Origin of the sequence: Jeotgalicoccus sp. S0W5, assembly GCF_011634875.1 — a bacterium.
GTDB classification, from domain to species: domain Bacteria; phylum Bacillota; class Bacilli; order Staphylococcales; family Salinicoccaceae; genus Jeotgalicoccus; species Jeotgalicoccus marinus.
The window spans coordinates 99,017-114,340 of sequence record NZ_SIRQ01000006.1; the positions used below are offsets into that span (position 1 = coordinate 99,017).

General features: G+C 38.7%; 17 protein-coding genes. 1 reads left to right on the forward strand and 16 read right to left on the reverse strand.

Annotated elements, in window-relative coordinates; genetic code table 11:
- Nucleotides 1–2 precede the first annotated feature (2 nt).
- The 15 genes from purF to EYB29_RS08705 all read right to left on the reverse strand — a co-directional run bounded on the left by purF (nucleotide 3) and on the right by EYB29_RS08705 (nucleotide 13,736).
- Nucleotides 3–1,421 (reverse strand): amidophosphoribosyltransferase, encoded by a 1,419-nt coding sequence (gene purF / locus EYB29_RS08635; RefSeq protein ID WP_026866798.1) that lies wholly within the window; start codon nucleotides 1,419–1,421, stop codon nucleotides 3–5.
- Nucleotides 1,400–3,577, reverse strand: coding sequence for a phosphoribosylformylglycinamidine synthase subunit PurL (gene purL, locus EYB29_RS08640; RefSeq protein WP_035856246.1), 2,178 nt, complete (start codon nucleotides 3,575–3,577; stop codon nucleotides 1,400–1,402). Before purL ends, purF begins: the two co-directional genes overlap by 22 nt.
- Before the next feature lies 1 nt (nucleotide 3,578).
- Nucleotides 3,579–4,241, reverse strand: a complete 663-nt coding sequence (gene purQ / locus EYB29_RS08645; protein ID WP_026866796.1) for a phosphoribosylformylglycinamidine synthase subunit PurQ — start codon at nucleotides 4,239–4,241, stop codon at nucleotides 3,579–3,581.
- Nucleotides 4,242–4,499: a phosphoribosylformylglycinamidine synthase subunit PurS gene (purS, locus tag EYB29_RS08650; RefSeq protein WP_026866795.1), complete on the reverse strand. Its 258-nt coding sequence runs from the start codon at nucleotides 4,497–4,499 to the stop codon at nucleotides 4,242–4,244.
- Complete coding sequence (gene purC / locus EYB29_RS08655; RefSeq protein ID WP_026866794.1) at nucleotides 4,486–5,202, reverse strand: phosphoribosylaminoimidazolesuccinocarboxamide synthase; 717 nt, start codon at nucleotides 5,200–5,202, stop codon at nucleotides 4,486–4,488. The genes purS and purC overlap by 14 nt, the downstream gene beginning before the upstream one ends.
- Nucleotides 5,203–5,206: 4 nt before the next feature.
- Complete coding sequence (gene purK / locus EYB29_RS08660) at nucleotides 5,207–6,328, reverse strand: 5-(carboxyamino)imidazole ribonucleotide synthase (protein ID WP_026866793.1); 1,122 nt, start codon at nucleotides 6,326–6,328, stop codon at nucleotides 5,207–5,209.
- Nucleotides 6,315–6,797 (reverse strand): 5-(carboxyamino)imidazole ribonucleotide mutase, encoded by a 483-nt coding sequence (gene purE / locus EYB29_RS08665; RefSeq protein WP_026866792.1) that lies wholly within the window; start codon nucleotides 6,795–6,797, stop codon nucleotides 6,315–6,317. Before purE ends, purK begins: the two co-directional genes overlap by 14 nt.
- Nucleotides 6,798–7,020: 223 nt before the next feature.
- Complete coding sequence (locus tag EYB29_RS08670; RefSeq protein WP_166627068.1) at nucleotides 7,021–7,788, reverse strand: putative hydro-lyase; 768 nt, start codon at nucleotides 7,786–7,788, stop codon at nucleotides 7,021–7,023.
- An 8-nt stretch (nucleotides 7,789–7,796) separates the two neighbouring features.
- Entirely contained in the window at nucleotides 7,797–9,008 is a 1,212-nt protein-coding gene (locus EYB29_RS08675; protein ID WP_026866790.1) for an NRAMP family divalent metal transporter, read from the reverse strand.
- A 14-nt stretch (nucleotides 9,009–9,022) separates the two neighbouring features.
- A complete protein-coding gene (locus EYB29_RS08680) occupies nucleotides 9,023–9,787 on the reverse strand; it encodes a LamB/YcsF family protein (protein WP_035856243.1) in 765 nt (254 codons plus the stop codon).
- Nucleotides 9,788–9,798: 11 nt separating this feature from the next.
- Nucleotides 9,799–11,145, reverse strand: a complete 1,347-nt coding sequence (locus tag EYB29_RS08685) for an acetyl-CoA carboxylase biotin carboxylase subunit (RefSeq protein ID WP_026866788.1) — start codon at nucleotides 11,143–11,145, stop codon at nucleotides 9,799–9,801.
- Nucleotides 11,146–11,148: 3 nt separating this feature from the next.
- Nucleotides 11,149–11,577: an acetyl-CoA carboxylase biotin carboxyl carrier protein gene (locus tag EYB29_RS08690; RefSeq protein WP_026866787.1), complete on the reverse strand. Its 429-nt coding sequence runs from the start codon at nucleotides 11,575–11,577 to the stop codon at nucleotides 11,149–11,151.
- A gap of 3 nt (nucleotides 11,578–11,580) precedes the next feature.
- Nucleotides 11,581–12,621 carry a 5-oxoprolinase subunit C family protein gene (locus EYB29_RS08695; RefSeq protein WP_156889152.1) on the reverse strand — a complete coding sequence of 347 codons (1,041 nt, stop codon included), beginning with the start codon at nucleotides 12,619–12,621 and terminating at the stop codon, nucleotides 11,581–11,583.
- Nucleotides 12,566–13,294, reverse strand: coding sequence for a 5-oxoprolinase subunit PxpB (gene pxpB, locus EYB29_RS08700; RefSeq protein ID WP_026866785.1), 729 nt, complete (start codon nucleotides 13,292–13,294; stop codon nucleotides 12,566–12,568). Before pxpB ends, EYB29_RS08695 begins: the two co-directional genes overlap by 56 nt.
- A 7-nt stretch (nucleotides 13,295–13,301) precedes the next feature.
- Complete coding sequence (locus EYB29_RS08705) at nucleotides 13,302–13,736, reverse strand: hypothetical protein (protein ID WP_026866784.1); 435 nt, start codon at nucleotides 13,734–13,736, stop codon at nucleotides 13,302–13,304.
- A 143-nt stretch (nucleotides 13,737–13,879) separates the two neighbouring features.
- On the opposite strand from EYB29_RS08705, the gene EYB29_RS08710 reads away from it, so the two are divergent.
- Nucleotides 13,880–14,308 carry an N-acetyltransferase gene (locus tag EYB29_RS08710; RefSeq protein ID WP_026866783.1) on the forward strand — a complete coding sequence of 143 codons (429 nt, stop codon included), beginning with the start codon at nucleotides 13,880–13,882 and terminating at the stop codon, nucleotides 14,306–14,308.
- A gap of 69 nt (nucleotides 14,309–14,377) precedes the next feature.
- On the opposite strand, the gene EYB29_RS08715 is transcribed toward EYB29_RS08710, so the two are convergent.
- Entirely contained in the window at nucleotides 14,378–15,271 is an 894-nt protein-coding gene (locus tag EYB29_RS08715; RefSeq protein ID WP_084145747.1) for a YitT family protein, read from the reverse strand.
- Between the last annotated feature and the right edge of the window lie 53 nt (nucleotides 15,272–15,324).

Genomic DNA, 15,324 nt, shown 5'->3' on the forward strand with positions numbered 1-15,324 from the left:
GATTAAACCCCTTTCTTTTTAGCATCTTTTTCTTGAGGCATTAAACCATCTAAGTTTTCAATCGGGTATTGTCCTGTAAAACAAGCATCACATTGTCCTCTAGATCCGAATTTATAATAGACCTCGTGCATTTTATCGACAGATAAGTAGGTCAGTGAATCAGCACCAATTTCTTCACATACTTCAGTTGTTGACTTCGATGAAGCAATTATTTCCGCATGTGTAGAGACATCAATACCGTAAAAACAAGGATTCTTTAATGGTGGTGATGACACACCCATATGCACCTCTTTTGCACCAGCATCTTTTAAAGCCTTCACAATATACTTACTCGTTGTACCCCGGACAATGGAATCATCGATAACAATGACACGTTTCCCTTCCACAATATCCCTCACTGGTGAAAGCTTCATTCTGACCGCTCGTTCTCGAGCCTCTTGACCTGATGCAATAAAAGTACGACCAACATAACGATTCTTCAAGAGTCCCTGCTCACTCGGTATAGCACTGTAATCACTGAATCCTTTTGCAGCGGCCAAGCTTGAGTCCGGCACACCGATGACGATATCGGCATCCACTGTCATCTCTTTTGCTAAGGCTTCACCGAGTGCTTTACGAATTGTATAGGTTGACGTGCCTCTAAACTCAGAATCTGCACGGGCAAAATAAATATATTCCATGGAACATAAATTCGGATTTTCGTAATCTGAATAACGATCAAAGTCGATGCCCTTATCATTAATAGTAATCAGTTCACCAGGCTCGATATCTCTGATGTAAGTTGCCCCGATTGCACTAAAGGCACAGGTCTCACTCGCAACACAGTATGCCCCGTCGACCTCACCTAACATCAGCGGTCTCACCCCGTGATCATCTAAGGCAACTGTGAGTTCATCCTCATGTAAAATCACGTAGGCAAAGGCCCCTTTTAATTGCTGTAATGCTGTCTTAATTCTCGCCTTTCTAGAAGGACCTTTAGCACGTCTTAAGAGATGGGCGAAAACTTCAGAATCTGAAGATGTCTGAAAGATTGCCCCTTCGTCTTCTAATGCTTTTCTTAGTTGAATAGCATTCACTAGATTTCCGTTATGTGCAAGCCCGAGATCCCCGATATGACTTTTAAAAAGAAAGGGTTGGACGTTGGAAAGTTCACTACCCCCTGTTGTTGCGTAACGGACGTGACCAATAGCACAAGGAAAGTTTCTTAAAGATTCTAATTGGGTCTTAGACAAGGCTTCAGTTAAGAGGCCCATGCCACGAGCACCAAATAGATATTCTTTATTTGAAGCAACGATTCCTGCCCCTTCTTGCCCACGATGCTGAAGACTGTGTAAGGCAATATAAGTCAATTCCGTTGCTTCTTTATGGCCCCAAATTCCAAACACTCCACATTCTTCATTTAGTCCACGGAGTTCATACATGTCGGGATTGCCCCTTCCCATTCAGCTTTTATTTCTTTTACTTTTTTCTTTATTTCAAAATCTTGTGCGGTAACTTTAAATGTTTCACCCACTAGCCTACCGATTTCAACAGCATCTTCTATATCTAGACCACCTTTAGCAACAACCAGGTAGTTTGATCCACCTTCACTAAAAAGTAAGTCTGGAGGAATATCCATATTCACATCTACACCAAGTTGATAAAAACTTGAAAGTTGTGCGATTTTAGTAATCAAGCCGCCTCGGCCGAGTGGTGCAATTTTGTTTATTTCACCTTTTACAAGTTTTTCTTTTAGGTACATTCCTCTTTTATATTCCACACCTAAATCAATATATCTTGTAGTTTTACGAATTGTATTCTCTAATATTTTTTCTATTTGGCTTCCTGCAAAAGAAGGAGTGAGTTCTCCAACAAGATAAAGCACATCTCCTTCACTCACTTTTAAATCTTTCATGAAGTTTACATCTTCTATTAAGCCGACCATTCCAACCACTGGTGTTGGTAAAATCGATCCTTGGCTATTCTCGTTATAGAGGCTAACATTTCCTGATACAACAGGCGTTGATAATGCTTTACAAGCCTCTGCCATACCTTTGGTTGATTCACTTAATTGATTGTAGATTAATGGTTTGACAGGTGAACCGTAGTTCAGACAATCCGTCATCGCAAGTGGTGTTGCACCAGTAGCTATAATATTTCTAAAGGTTTGTGCGACGACTTCCTTACCACCGTTGTAAGGGTCGCTATAAACATAGCGGCTCTTTCCATCGATTGCCATAGAGATTGCTTTGTTGGTCCCTTCAACACGGACTACCCCAGGTCCGAAGCCAGATTGTTGTACCGTATTCGCACCTACTTGACTGTCGTACTGATCAAAGATAAACGACTTATCGCCGTGAGTTGGATGGCTAATCAACTTCATAAATACATCTTCTAGATCTTCATTTGAGTAGTCTTCACGCGCTTCATCCTGTTCACTTTCTTGACCTTCTAAAATATACTCTGGTGCTTCTTCTGAAAGTGGTAAGACTGGAATGTCCGCGTAGAGTTCATCAAGAAAGTAAAGTAGTAAACGTTTTGAATCCGTCACTTCCCCTATAACAGCTGAGTCTAGCTCATGTTCATCAAACAATTTAAGGAACTTATCTTCTGAACCATCTTCCACAACAAGAAGCATTCGTTCTTGAGTTTCTGAAAGCATCATTTCGTATGGTGAAATACCTGCTTCACGAACAGGGACCCTATCTAAATATAGCGTCATGCCTGATTGACCTTTAGCGGCCATTTCAGAGCTTGAAGAAGTTAATCCTGCTGCACCCATATCTTGAATACCGACGAGTTCTGGCATTTCAATTGCAGCTAATGTTGCTTCCATTAACTTCTTCCCTGTAAATGGATCACCAATTTGAACAGATGGTCGTTTTGCATCCGCTTCTTCATCTAGTTCTTCAGATGCAAATGTCGCACCGTGAATGCCATCGCGTCCTGTCTTTAGTCCAACATAGATGACTTTATTTCCCTTGCCTGTTGCAGTGCCTTTTTGGATTTTATCGTGTTCAATAATACCGACACACATAGCGTTCACAAGTGGATTGCCGTCATATGACGGATCGAATTCAACCTCCCCTGAAACTGTCGGAATCCCAATGCAGTTACCGTAACCTCCAATTCCTTTAACGACACCTCTTAATAGACGGCGATTATTGGCTTTAGTTAGTTCACCGAATCTAAGTGAATTCAATAGCCCAATCGGACGTGCACCGATGGATACGATGTCACGAATGATACCACCGACACCCGTAGCAGCCCCTTGATAAGGCTCAACAGCTGATGGGTGATTGTGTGATTCTACTTTAAATACGACAGCTTGGTTGTCACCGATATCGACAACTCCTGCACCCTCACCAGGCCCCATTAAAACGTGTTCGCCTGTTGTTGGGAACTGTTTTAAAAATGGTTTCGAATGCTTATAAGAGCAATGTTCACTCCACATGACAGAAAAAATTCCGATTTCAGTATAGTTAGGCTCTCTCGATAAAATTTCAACAACTTTCTTGTATTCATCATCAGTCAGACCCATTTCCTGATACAGTTTTTGTTCTCTGATATCCTTACTAGTCGGCTCAATAAATCTCATCTTAATTGCCCTCCCAATTTGTTAGACTCTCAAAAACTCTAAAACCATCTTTACTACCGAGTAAAAGATCAATGGCACGTTCTGGGTGCGGCATCATACCACACACATTTCCATCTTCATTAACAAGGCCAGCAATGTCGTTTCTTGAGCCATTCGGGTTGTCATTGTAAGTTAAGATAATTTGCTTATTTTTAACGAGTTGATCGTATATGTCATCTGAGCAATAGTAGTGGCCTTCACCATGTGCGATTGGAAAGATAACATCTTCTCCATCGTTATAAAGTTCTGTATATTTCGTTTGATTGTTAACGATTTTTAAAGATTCATTTCTAGAGACAAAACTATGGTTGTCGTTATGTATAAGTGCACCGGGTAAAAGCCCAATCTCAGTTAAAATTTGGAAGCCATTACAGATGCCAAGAACAGGCTTACCTCTTGCAGCTAGTTTTTTAATCTCAACAGTCACTGGGGCCACACTTGCCATAGCTCCAGACCGTAAGTAATCCCCAAATGAAAATCCACCAGGTATTAAAACGCCATCATAGTTAGTTAAATCAGTTTCTCTATAATCCACGTAATCTGCTTTAGCACCACTTTTTACAACGGCATTGTATAAATCACGGTCACAGTTTGACCCTGGAAAACGAATAACTGCAAACTTCATTTATACTGTCTCCTCGTCTAAGATTTTATATTCGTAAGTTTCAATGACTGTATTGGTAAATAATTTTTCAGAGAGTTGACGGACGATCTCTTCAATCTTCTTATGATCAGTTTCATCAATATCAAAGTACAATACTTTACCTACTCTAATATTCTCAACCTGACCCGTACCGAGTTCCTTAACCGCTCTATCTAAAGCTTCGCCTTGAGTATCTAACACTTGGGGTTGTAAAGTTATAATAAGTTCAATTTTTTTCATTTTTAATTTCCTCCAACTTGTTATAAAAAATATTATATGTCTCAATTAATGATCCGGTATTATTTCTGTAAACATCCTTATCTAAGTTTTTATTAGTGGTTTTATCCCATAATCTACAGGTGTCTGGTGAAATCTCGTCCGCTAATAGAATGTTACCTTGGTCGTCTCGACCGAACTCAATTTTAAAATCGACAAGCTTTAAATTCATTTCATCCATAAGATGTGTCAGTGCTGAATTAATTTTAAGTGCTTGATTCTTCAGTTCTGATAATTCATCTGATGTCGCAATTTTAAGATGATGAATATGATCTTCTGTAACGAGTGGATCTTTTAAATCGTCTTCTTTTAAGTAAAACTCAACTAGAGGTGTGTCAAAAACATGACCTTCTTTAAATCCCAGTCTTTTAACAATATTGCCAGCAGCAATATTTCTAACAACGACTTCTAGTGGAATAATCGTGACCTTTTTTACAAGCTGACTAGTTTCTCCAGTCTCTTCTATAAAATGAGATTTAATATCGTGTGCTTTCAGATGTTTGAAAATACTGGCTGAAATTAAGTTATTTAAGCGCCCTTTACCTGGTACAAAGTCATGTTTTTCGCCATTACCCGCTGTAACCTCATCTTTATACTCTATTAAAAGAACTTCCGACTCAGCTGTTGTGTATACTGATTTTGCCTTACCTTCATACAATAACGACATATTTTCACTCCTTTTCAAAGTCTGTTTTTAAAGTCTTAAGTGATGCTTCGATATCGTTTGTTAATAGAGTTACATGTCCCATTTTACGAGCTGGCAGACTTTTACTTTTTCCGTACAAATGAACATTCCAATGTGGATAATAAAATAAATCACCTTCTAAGCGATCTAAATCTTGACCAAGTAAGTTCATCATAATTGCATCTTGATGCTGATAAACTTCAGGCATCGGTGCACCAGTAATGGCTAAGATATGGGCATCAAATTGTGAGATATTACAAGATTCAATTGAATGATGTCCAGAATTATGTGGTCTTGGCGCAATTTCATTGACATAAAGTTCACCGTCTTTAGAAATGAAATACTCAATCGTAAAGACACCAACAAAATGGAGATGTGTCATTATTTTTTCCGCTTCGCTTTTAGCCTGTTCAAAGTAATCAAATCTAGACGGTGCAATGGTTCTGTACAAAATTTGATCTCTATGTAAATTCTCCTGCAGTGGGAAATAGATACATTTGGAGTCTGTATTTCTTGCGATGGTGAGCGAGACTTCCGCTTCTAGGTCAATGTATTTCTCTGCAATAAAATCAACTTGGTCAAAAGGAATCTCTTCACTTTCTAAGGCTGCTTGACTGTTTAAGTAATACTGACCTTTACCGTCGTAACCGCCCGTTTTTGTTTTAACGATTAAGGGATAGCCATGTGTATTTGCAAAAGCTTCAATTTCCGATTTACTCTGAACATTTTCAAAAGGTACAACCTTAGCACCCGTTGCTTTAATAGCATCTTTTTCAGAACTTCTATTCTGAAGCGTGAGCACTGTTTCAGCACCTTGTGGAACATAAAAGTTATCTGTTAGTGAGTGAAGAATATGAGCATCAATATTTTCAAATTCATAAGTCACCACATCAGACAAACTCGCTAATTTTTCCATCGCTTCTTGATCACTAAAATCTGCCTGTATAAAGGTGTGGCATGTTGAGCTTGCAGGGGCATCTGGAGAGGGATCTAGAACAATTACCTTATAGCCCATTCTTAAAGCACTTTGTGCAAGCATCTTACCAAGTTGACCGCCACCTATAATACCGATGGAGCTGCCAGGATATAGACGTTTACTTAAGGTCATTTTGCATAGCCTCCACTTTTTCTTCCAAGGATTTTTGATAAGCTTCTAACTTTTCGTATATTTCTTTAGAATTTACAGCTAAAATTCGTGCAGCAAGAATCGCAGCATTTTTAGCCCCCGCATCACCAATCGCTTGTGTGGCAACAGGTATGCCCGCCGGCATCTGCACTATAGATAATAGAGAATCCATACCGCTTAGTGCCTTAGATTGAATAGGCACCCCGATTACAGGCACGTGAGTCGAAGATGCAACCATGCCAGGAAGATGTGCAGCACCCCCAGCACCCGCAATGATGATATCAATACCATTAGACTTTGCTTCCTTAGCATAATCCAACATCATTTCTGGAGTACGATGCGCGCTAACTACTTTCTTCTCATACTTAATTCCAAAGTAATCAAGCAAGTCAGCACTATGTTTCATCGTTTCCCAGTCTGATGAACTTCCCATAATTATTCCGACAGTCATTTCAATAACACTCCTAATTTAACGAACATTGTTTATATTTATAATTATAATGTGCGTATTTTAAATGTCAACAATTGATTATTTTATTTTAATGTACGTTTTTTAAGTAATTTTTACTGAGATTGCTGCTATGATGAGCTTAGTTTATTTTTGAAGCCCATCCATTCAAAACAAAAAAAGACTCAAAAACCTCGATTAAGAGATTCTTGAGTCTATATGAAACTTAGTTTTTGTATTCTTCATTATTAATATCTGTAATGAACATGTGACCTGGTGCATGTGAAATCAAAATCTCAGGTTTTGCATTTAACACCACATTCTGAGGTGTCACACCACACGCCCAAAATACGGGCACTTCGTTTTCGGCAATATCAATCGGATCACCGTAGTCAGGCTGATTGATATCTTTAATACCAATCATTTCTGGATCTCCTGCATGTACGGGTCCGCCGTGCATGCTAGGGAATTCGTTCGTGATTCTGATGACATCATCTACGACTGACTGTTTAAATGGTCTCATAGATACCACTGTTTCCCCGTGGAAAATTCCAGCAGGTTCTGTATTTATATTTGTCTTATACATAGCAACGTTAACACCTTGGTCTATATGTTTAATCGGAATACCTTCATCTAAAATTGCCTGTTCGAAAGTAAAACTACAACCGATCAAAAAAGTGACAAGATCATCTGACCAGTAAGGTCTAATATCATCTACTGTATCTACAAGCTCACCGTCTCTATAAATATTATAGAGCGGGACATCTGTTCGAATGTCTGAGTTTTTAGCGTAGCGACTGACAAACTCACCTGCTTCTAACACTTCAATAATCGGTACAGGTTTATGGTTTCTCATAGCAAATAAGAGAAAATCAAAGGCATATTTTTTAGGTAAGATAGCCAAGTTTGCTTGGACTTTATCACCAGAAATTCCTGAAGTCGGCCCTGTATGTTCACCAGTTCTAATACGCTGTCTAATTTCTTCTGTATTCATTTAATCACCTATCTATTCCAAAGATCCGCGAGTCCTTGTAGCGACATAAATCCTGCAATCAAGGTTACAATGACTGCAATGATACCGAATATGATCATCCAAGTCGGGTGATGATAGTTACCGACAATGCTCTTCTTACGTGAAGCCAATAGAATCGCACCCAGTGTTATTGGTAAAATTAAACCGTTAAATGAACCTGCAAGAATAAGTAATGTGACTGGTCTTCCAACGAATAGGAAAATAAGTGTCGATGTAAGGATGAAGACCACAATTACAATATTATTATACTTATCGAAAACCTTATTAAACGAGCGCATGAAGCTTGCACTTGTATAAGCCGCTCCAATAACTGAAGATAATGCTGCTGCTAGGAGCACAACACCAAAGATCTTCATACCGATATCACCTAAAGCAAATTGGAAAACGGATGCTGGAGGGTTTTCAGAATCTAATACTGCACCTTGAGCTAAGACACCAAGTACTGCTAAGAATAACAGCACGCGCATTAAACCTGTTGTTAAAATACCCCAGTTTGCTGCGTGACTCACAAAGCGTAGGTTTCTCTCACCAGTCATTCCCGCTTCGATTAAACGGTGGGCACCAGCGAAAGTGATATAACCACCAACTGTTCCCCCAACCAGCGTGATAATTGGTAAGAGCATCGCAATAGGCTCTTCTGGTAAAATTACGCGTTTCGCTGCTTCTGCAACAGGCGGTTCTGAAATAATCATGACGTAGGCAATGATACCTATCATGAGCACCCCGAGTATTTGTGTCACGATATCCATGACCGCACGTCCATTTTTTACTAAGAAAATAATAATTGCAAAAATACCTGTAATTGCTGCTCCAATTCTAACATCCCATCCAAAAATGGCATTAAAACCGAGCCCTGCACCCGCGACGTTACCAATATTAAATGCTAAGCCACCGATAACAATTAATACGGCAACAACCGAACCAAGTCCTGGTAATACCTCATTGGCGACATCTTGTCCACGTTTTCCACTAACTGATAAAACTCTCCAAATATTTAACTGTGCACCAATATCAATCACAATTGACGCAACAATTGCAAATGCGAAACTTGCCATAAATTGTTGGGTAAACACTGTTGTTTGCGTTAAAAATGCAGGCCCAATTGATGATGTTGCCATCAAGAACACTGCACCAAATAATAACCTGCGCTGAGCAGCAGTTATCTTAGGTTTATTCTCCATAATTTCACCTCTTCTTACATCGTATCGATAGTAACACCTTTCTCCTGTAATTGTTTTCTTATCTCTTTAACAAATTCTAATGCTTTGGCACCATCACCATGGACACAGATACTATCTGCTTTAATATCTATGTCTTTGCCATTGATGCTTTCAACCTTACCTTCAGTAATCATGCGTAGCACCCTAGAGACTGCGCTTTCACTATCTGTAATCATTGCACCTTCTTTTGAACGTGACACTAATGTACCGTCATCCTTGTAGGCTCTGTCTGCAAATACCTCATGCACAACATTTAAACCAAGCTTTTCTCCACTTTTCACTAGGTTATTATTCGCTAAGCCCATTAATTTTAAATTAGGATTAAAGTCATTAACTGCACCAGCAATCACATCAGCGAGGTGTGCATCTGTAAACGTTGCATTGTAAAGCGCGCCGTGAGGTTTCACATGATTTAGTTCCATGCCATAAGTCTTCGCTAAACCATCCAGTGCAGATAATTGATAAAGTACCAAGGCATGCACTTCATCGTCAGATAATTTCATAAATCGACGACCAAAGCCCATCAAATCTAAATAACCAGGATGGGCTCCAATTCCAGTTGTCCCAGATTCTTTAATGCGTTTAATTGTCTCAATCATCACACTCGGATCTCCTGCATGAAAGCCACAAGCGACGTTAGCAGATGAAATCAAAGGAATAATTTCAGCGTCATTGCCGATCTTGTAATTACCATAACTTTCACCTAAATCAGCATTTAAATCTATTGTTAACTCAGACATGTGAATCCTCCTTAATCAATGATGTTCTCCTTATGAATAAATTTAATATCGTAGTCGTTGGCATGCACTTTCGGATGTCCAGCCAAGAAATACTGTAAATTCAAATTTGTTTTAATTGGTTCAATTACTGTTTCACCTAAGACTAACTTCAACTTATCTAGAGCATCAGTACGATTATTTGCAGTTACAATTATTTTTGCAATCATCGAATCGTAAAAAGGTGGAATCACATAACCCGAATAGATGTGACTGTCCACTCTGACATTCCGACCCATGCCATAGTGAAGTTTTTCGATTTTACCAGGCGAAGGCAAGAAATTGTTAGCCGGGTCTTCTGCATTAATTCGTGCTTCAATAGCGTGACCAGACAACTGCACTTCATCTTGAGTAAAACCAATTTCTCCATCGAATGCCACGTTAATCTGTGACTTAATGATATCGATGCCTGTCACCGCTTCAGATACGGTATGTTCCACTTGAACTCTCGTATTCATCTCAATGAAGTAAAAACGCTTCTCTTCTGGTACATATAAGTATTCAATCGTTCCAGCTCCACGGTATTTCAGTTTTGCGATTGCTTGACGTGTAGTTTCCGTAATGTCAGCTCGCTCTTTTTCACTTAATATTGTCGCTGGCGCCTCTTCTAGAAGCTTCTGATTATTTCTTTGAATCGAGCAATCTCTTTCAAATAAATGCACCGCTTCACCTTTACCATCACCGATAACCTGAATTTCAATGTGTCTCGCTTTTGGAATATATTTTTCAACATATAACCGGTCATCATTAAAAGAACTTTTAGCTTCCTTCTTCGCTTGATTGTACAATTTATCGACATCATCATCATTAAAAGCAAAACGCATGCCTTTACCGCCACCGCCGGATACGGCCTTGATTACAATTGGGTATGTCACTTCGTTAGCAATAGCTTTTACCGACTCAATCGAATCTACGACACCCTCACTACCCGGTATGACAGGCACTCCAGCCTCATCCATTGTCTGACGAGCCATCGCCTTATCACCCATTTTTTCCATCGTCGACGCATCAGGCCCAATGAAAATGAACCCCGCTTCCTCAGCACGTTTTGCGAATTCAGGTGTTTCCGATAAAAACCCGTAACCAGGATGAATCGCATCTGATTCACTGACCGTCGCAGCTTGTAAAATACGGTCAATGTTCAAGTAGCTATCAGCACTCTTTGGTCCACCGATGCAATATGCTTCGTCTGCCAAGGCAACATGCAAGCTATCTCGGTCACCGTCTGAGTAAATCGCGACACTCTTAATATTCATTTCTTTTAAAGTTCTTATAATACGAACTGCAATTTCTCCGCGGTTAGCAATTAACACTTTTCTCATAACTCATGCTCCTTCTGGACGTAAGCGAATCAACACATCACCAAATTCAACAGTATCTCCATTGGATACTAAAATTTCTTCAACGGTACCAGCAACATCACTTTTCACGTCATTAAATACTTTCATTGCTTCTATAAAGCCAACTTGATCACCTTTTTGTACTGTATCACCAACAGCAACAAATGTTTCCTCGCTGTTCTCATCTTTGTTAATGAAAAATGTGCCAAGTTGCGACGCTTTGATTTCTAGTAAATCAGAACTTTCTTCATTTGCACTCGTGTCAGTTGAAGCAGATGTGCTAGTTGCACTAACCACACCATTACTCATATTTCTTTCTAGATGAATAGAAGTACTTTCATCTGAAAAACTTAAAACTGATAAATCTTCCTCTTTTAAGAGTTTCACTAATTTCTTTATATCTTTATAATTCATGACTTATCCTCCAATTAATTTCGACACGCTATTGGCATCTGTTCTTCTTACTGCTTCAAAATCTTTTGATGGTACTAAATCGACCTTGTTTTGTAACTGCTCTAAACTTTCCTTGTAGAGCGCACTTGCACTTTCGATGCTAATCTCTTTAAAACGAATTTTATCCCCAGGTTGCTTCTGAGCAATTTTGGGTAGATCGACTTTAGCAACGGTGGCAATTTTAGTGTATCCACCTGCTGTTTGTCTGTCTGCTAGAAGAATGATCGGCTGTCCATTTTTAGGGATTTGAATGCTACCAAATTGGGTCGGTGCACTTAAAATATCGTGCCCATTATCCGATTTGATAGCTGGACCTTCTAACCTCGCACCCATACGGTCCGTATCTTTAGAAACCGTATACTCAGATGACTTAAACAAATTTTGGTATTCGGTATTAAAGCGTTCACTTTCTTGGCCGAGTATGACACGTATTTCTTCAACTTCATGCGTCTCTATTGCTTCATCTACTTCTAACAAAGGAATGTCAGCATGACCGCCAATAGTTTTTAGGATATCACCTGATTGAAGGACTCGTCCCTTGTATCCACCAATTCCACTTCTCGTATGTGTCGCATAACTACCAAGTTCACTAGGTAAATCTAATCCACCTGTAAAAGCGACATAAGTTCTAACGCCACTTTCCACACTACCAAAAACGACTTGGTCTCCTTTATCCAAGTCGATAATCGTACCAATTCTGTACGGCTGATTATTTACTGTTAGGTTCATCGAGGCGCCGGCAGTTGCGATTGTTGTTTTCTTAAGTACAGTAAATTGTATACCTTGGAAAGTCATCTCTATAGTCGCTTTTGTAAAATCGTTACCAACTAAAGCATTTGCTAGACAGTAACTTCTATAATCCATAGCGCCTGCTGGAGAAAAACCATAAGACTCATAGCCTCTTCTACCTAAATCTTGCACTGTTGTAAACAGTCCTGGCTCAGTAATCTTAATCGTCATTTGCTTCACCTCTGTCGATAACTTTAACTTCGTACGCCCCATCATAATAGGCCTGTTCTAACCGATAATATTCGTCTTCATCAATCGCCTTATAGACAATACGATCCCCTGCTTCATACAATATAGCGTGATCTCGGTTTTTATCGTAGAGGGGAATTGGGGTACGTCCCAATAAGTTCCAGCCTCCTGGTGAAGTAAATGGATACATTCCTGTCTGTTGCCCACCAATACCAACAGAACCTGCTGGAATACGTGTTCTAGGTGAATCCAATCGATCTTTATAAAGCCTTTTGTCTAGGCCACCTAAATAAGGAAAGCCCGGCATAAAACCGAGCATATATACTAAATACTCTTTGTTGCTATGTAGTTCTATGACGTCAGTTTCAGACAATCCAGATTTTTCAAATTTTTTGATATCAGGACCAAATTTACCGCCATAACACACAGGTATCTCAACGACCTTATAACTTGATGGTGTGGTCGATAATTCTTCTTGCTTCATTTCTTCTAAGGCTGATTTCATCGCCTTAACATCCGCTCGTAAAACATCAAAATAAATAATTAAACTGGTATAGGATATAACAATATCCAGAACCCCTTCAAAATCTAGCTCAACAAATTTTTCTTTTAGCTGCACAAGCTGAGTATTGATGGTCTCGTCAATATCTTGACCAAACGTAACTGTTAAAGCATCCTCTGCATACTGCTGAACTCTCATAGTACAATTATTCCCCCGCTTCTAAACGTCCTACAATGTCATTGAATTGTTTCTTAACTCTAGGAATCTTTAAGGCATAAAGTGCAAAACTTACTGGAGAATCCGTAATAAGTTTCGTCGAAATGGTTAACTCAGAGCGACCTTCAACCGGTACAATATTAACCATTGTCCATAATCTACCCGCTGGGACGTATGATTCAAACTCAAGTCGACGATTATCTGTGTAAAATATTACTTCTGTATTAATATTAGCCTCATTGTATACTAATATTCCCTCTGTTCCGACTGATCTTTGATTTGTAACGTCTGAATTATAAGTAATTGCTGTTAGTTTTTGTACTCTGTCAATGATTTCTTGATCGTCTTTTAGAACGCTAAACACGTACTCTGGAGATTGTTCAATCTCTTTATGGTAAAAATACAACTGTAGCTGAAGTTCCAAATCGCTCACCTTTTTCTGAATAATTTAATTTTTCTTTTAAATGTAACCGCATACAGTTATGATTATAAACAACCAGCTGATTTCTTTCAATATTAGAACATTCTCAAATCAGCTGTATTATTGATAATTTAGAGGTGAAGAATATGGATACGATATCAACTGATAAACTGATCACACTAGATGATGTTAGGGAACTGTACACTTCTGGTGGTGGTGATTTATATAGTGATTATAATAAACTCAGAGCAGACATTATAAACTCAGATTTTGTCATTACACTACGACAAAAAGGTAAACTTGTTGCCCTTATGAGGTCGAATGGCGATGGTACAAATAATCAATACATATCCGAAATCATTCTCCATGCCGCATTACCTAACCAGGGATTTGGTTCAAAGCTAATTGATAAATATTTAGAATGTACCCATGAAGTCAGTAAGATTTATATACTTTCCCACGTTTACTATCGCACAACGTTTTCGAAAACTTGGCTACAGTATAAAGGCTTCAGCATCATTGCTGAAAATGAGAACGTCATTGTCTATTTGTACGATCGTCATTTAAAGTACTAAATGACATAAAAATCGTCCGCAAACGTTTGCGGACGATTTTTTATACATTTATTTTAAAATAATATGCGTCTAAATTAAGTAGTTACCTAATACACTGTTTACATCATGCACCACAACGAAGGCTTGATCATCATTCGCTTTAATTAGACGTTTTAGTCTATTGAGCTGTGATTTGTTGATGACTACAAACAGAATGTCTTTATCTTCTTTAGAATAGTATCCACGACCATCTAAAATCGTCACTCCACGGTTGATTTTTGTATTGATTAAGTTCGCCACAACATCCGGTTTTTGAGAAATAATCGTAACTGCTTTTTTCGGATTCATACCTTCTATAATGAAGTCCATCACTTTTGTTGCTACATATAAAGCGATTACTGTTAACAAGACTTGCTCAATGCTCATCACAGTTAAACCAATCGTGATAACAATTAAATCAAAGAACAGTAAGGCATAAGATACGTTGACATCTAAAAACTTATTCGCCATCTTGGCTAAGATTGTCGTACCTGCCGTTGTAGACCCGACACGAATAATCAACCCAATTCCTGTCCCTATAAAGAGCCCACCAAAGACAGTATTGATCAGTATTTCATCAGTTTGAATTTGCCAGGTTTCTGTTATCCAAAGTGCGAGGGAGGTCATTGGTATGGTAAAAATCGTGTAATACATGGCACGTTTACCTAAAAACTTAAAACCAATAATCAAAATCACAAAGTTCATAATTAAGTTTGTTAGGGCTGTCGGTAGACCAAATGCGTAGTATAAAATAATAGAAATACCAATAAATCCACCTTCACCTAAATTACCGGCAATCATAAAACTATTTACACCTATGGAAAATAAAAACGAACCGACAATAATGGTTAATACATTAATTAAAGTTTGCACGGTGAACTTTGAATTCAAAGATAAACGAATTTTTTCAAACTGAATATTTTTCAAAGTGTTTCTAAGTTTCATACCTTCTCCCCCTTCTGCTACTATACTTTTACTATGTTATAGCAACTCACCCG

Excerpts from the sequence above, each read along its gene's own strand:
- purF (WP_026866798.1), bottom strand. The coding sequence starts at position 1,421 with ATGTATGAACTCCGTGGACTAAATGAAGAATGTGGAGTGTTTGGAATT.
- EYB29_RS08695 (WP_156889152.1), bottom strand. The coding sequence starts at position 12,621 with ATGATGGGGCGTACGAAGTTAAAGTTATCGACAGAGGTGAAGCAAATG.
- EYB29_RS08710 (WP_026866783.1), top strand. The coding sequence starts at position 13,880 with ATGGATACGATATCAACTGATAAACTGATCACACTAGATGATGTTAGG.
- EYB29_RS08690 (WP_026866787.1), bottom strand. The coding sequence starts at position 11,577 with ATGAATTATAAAGATATAAAGAAATTAGTGAAACTCTTAAAAGAGGAA.
- EYB29_RS08675 (WP_026866790.1), bottom strand. The coding sequence starts at position 9,008 with ATGGAGAATAAACCTAAGATAACTGCTGCTCAGCGCAGGTTATTATTT.
- EYB29_RS08670 (WP_166627068.1), bottom strand. The coding sequence starts at position 7,788 with ATGAATACAGAAGAAATTAGACAGCGTATTAGAACTGGTGAACATACA.
- pxpB (WP_026866785.1), bottom strand. The coding sequence starts at position 13,294 with ATGAGAGTTCAGCAGTATGCAGAGGATGCTTTAACAGTTACGTTTGGT.
- purQ (WP_026866796.1), bottom strand. The coding sequence starts at position 4,241 with ATGAAGTTTGCAGTTATTCGTTTTCCAGGGTCAAACTGTGACCGTGAT.
- purS (WP_026866795.1), bottom strand. The coding sequence starts at position 4,499 with ATGAAAAAAATTGAACTTATTATAACTTTACAACCCCAAGTGTTAGAT.
- purC (WP_026866794.1), bottom strand. The coding sequence starts at position 5,202 with ATGTCGTTATTGTATGAAGGTAAGGCAAAATCAGTATACACAACAGCT.
- EYB29_RS08685 (WP_026866788.1), bottom strand. The coding sequence starts at position 11,145 with ATGAGAAAAGTGTTAATTGCTAACCGCGGAGAAATTGCAGTTCGTATT.
- EYB29_RS08680 (WP_035856243.1), bottom strand. The coding sequence starts at position 9,787 with ATGTCTGAGTTAACAATAGATTTAAATGCTGATTTAGGTGAAAGTTAT.
- EYB29_RS08715 (WP_084145747.1), bottom strand. The coding sequence starts at position 15,271 with ATGAAACTTAGAAACACTTTGAAAAATATTCAGTTTGAAAAAATTCGT.
- purL (WP_035856246.1), bottom strand. The coding sequence starts at position 3,577 with ATGAGATTTATTGAGCCGACTAGTAAGGATATCAGAGAACAAAAACTG.
- purK (WP_026866793.1), bottom strand. The coding sequence starts at position 6,328 with ATGACCTTAAGTAAACGTCTATATCCTGGCAGCTCCATCGGTATTATA.
- purE (WP_026866792.1), bottom strand. The coding sequence starts at position 6,797 with ATGACTGTCGGAATAATTATGGGAAGTTCATCAGACTGGGAAACGATG.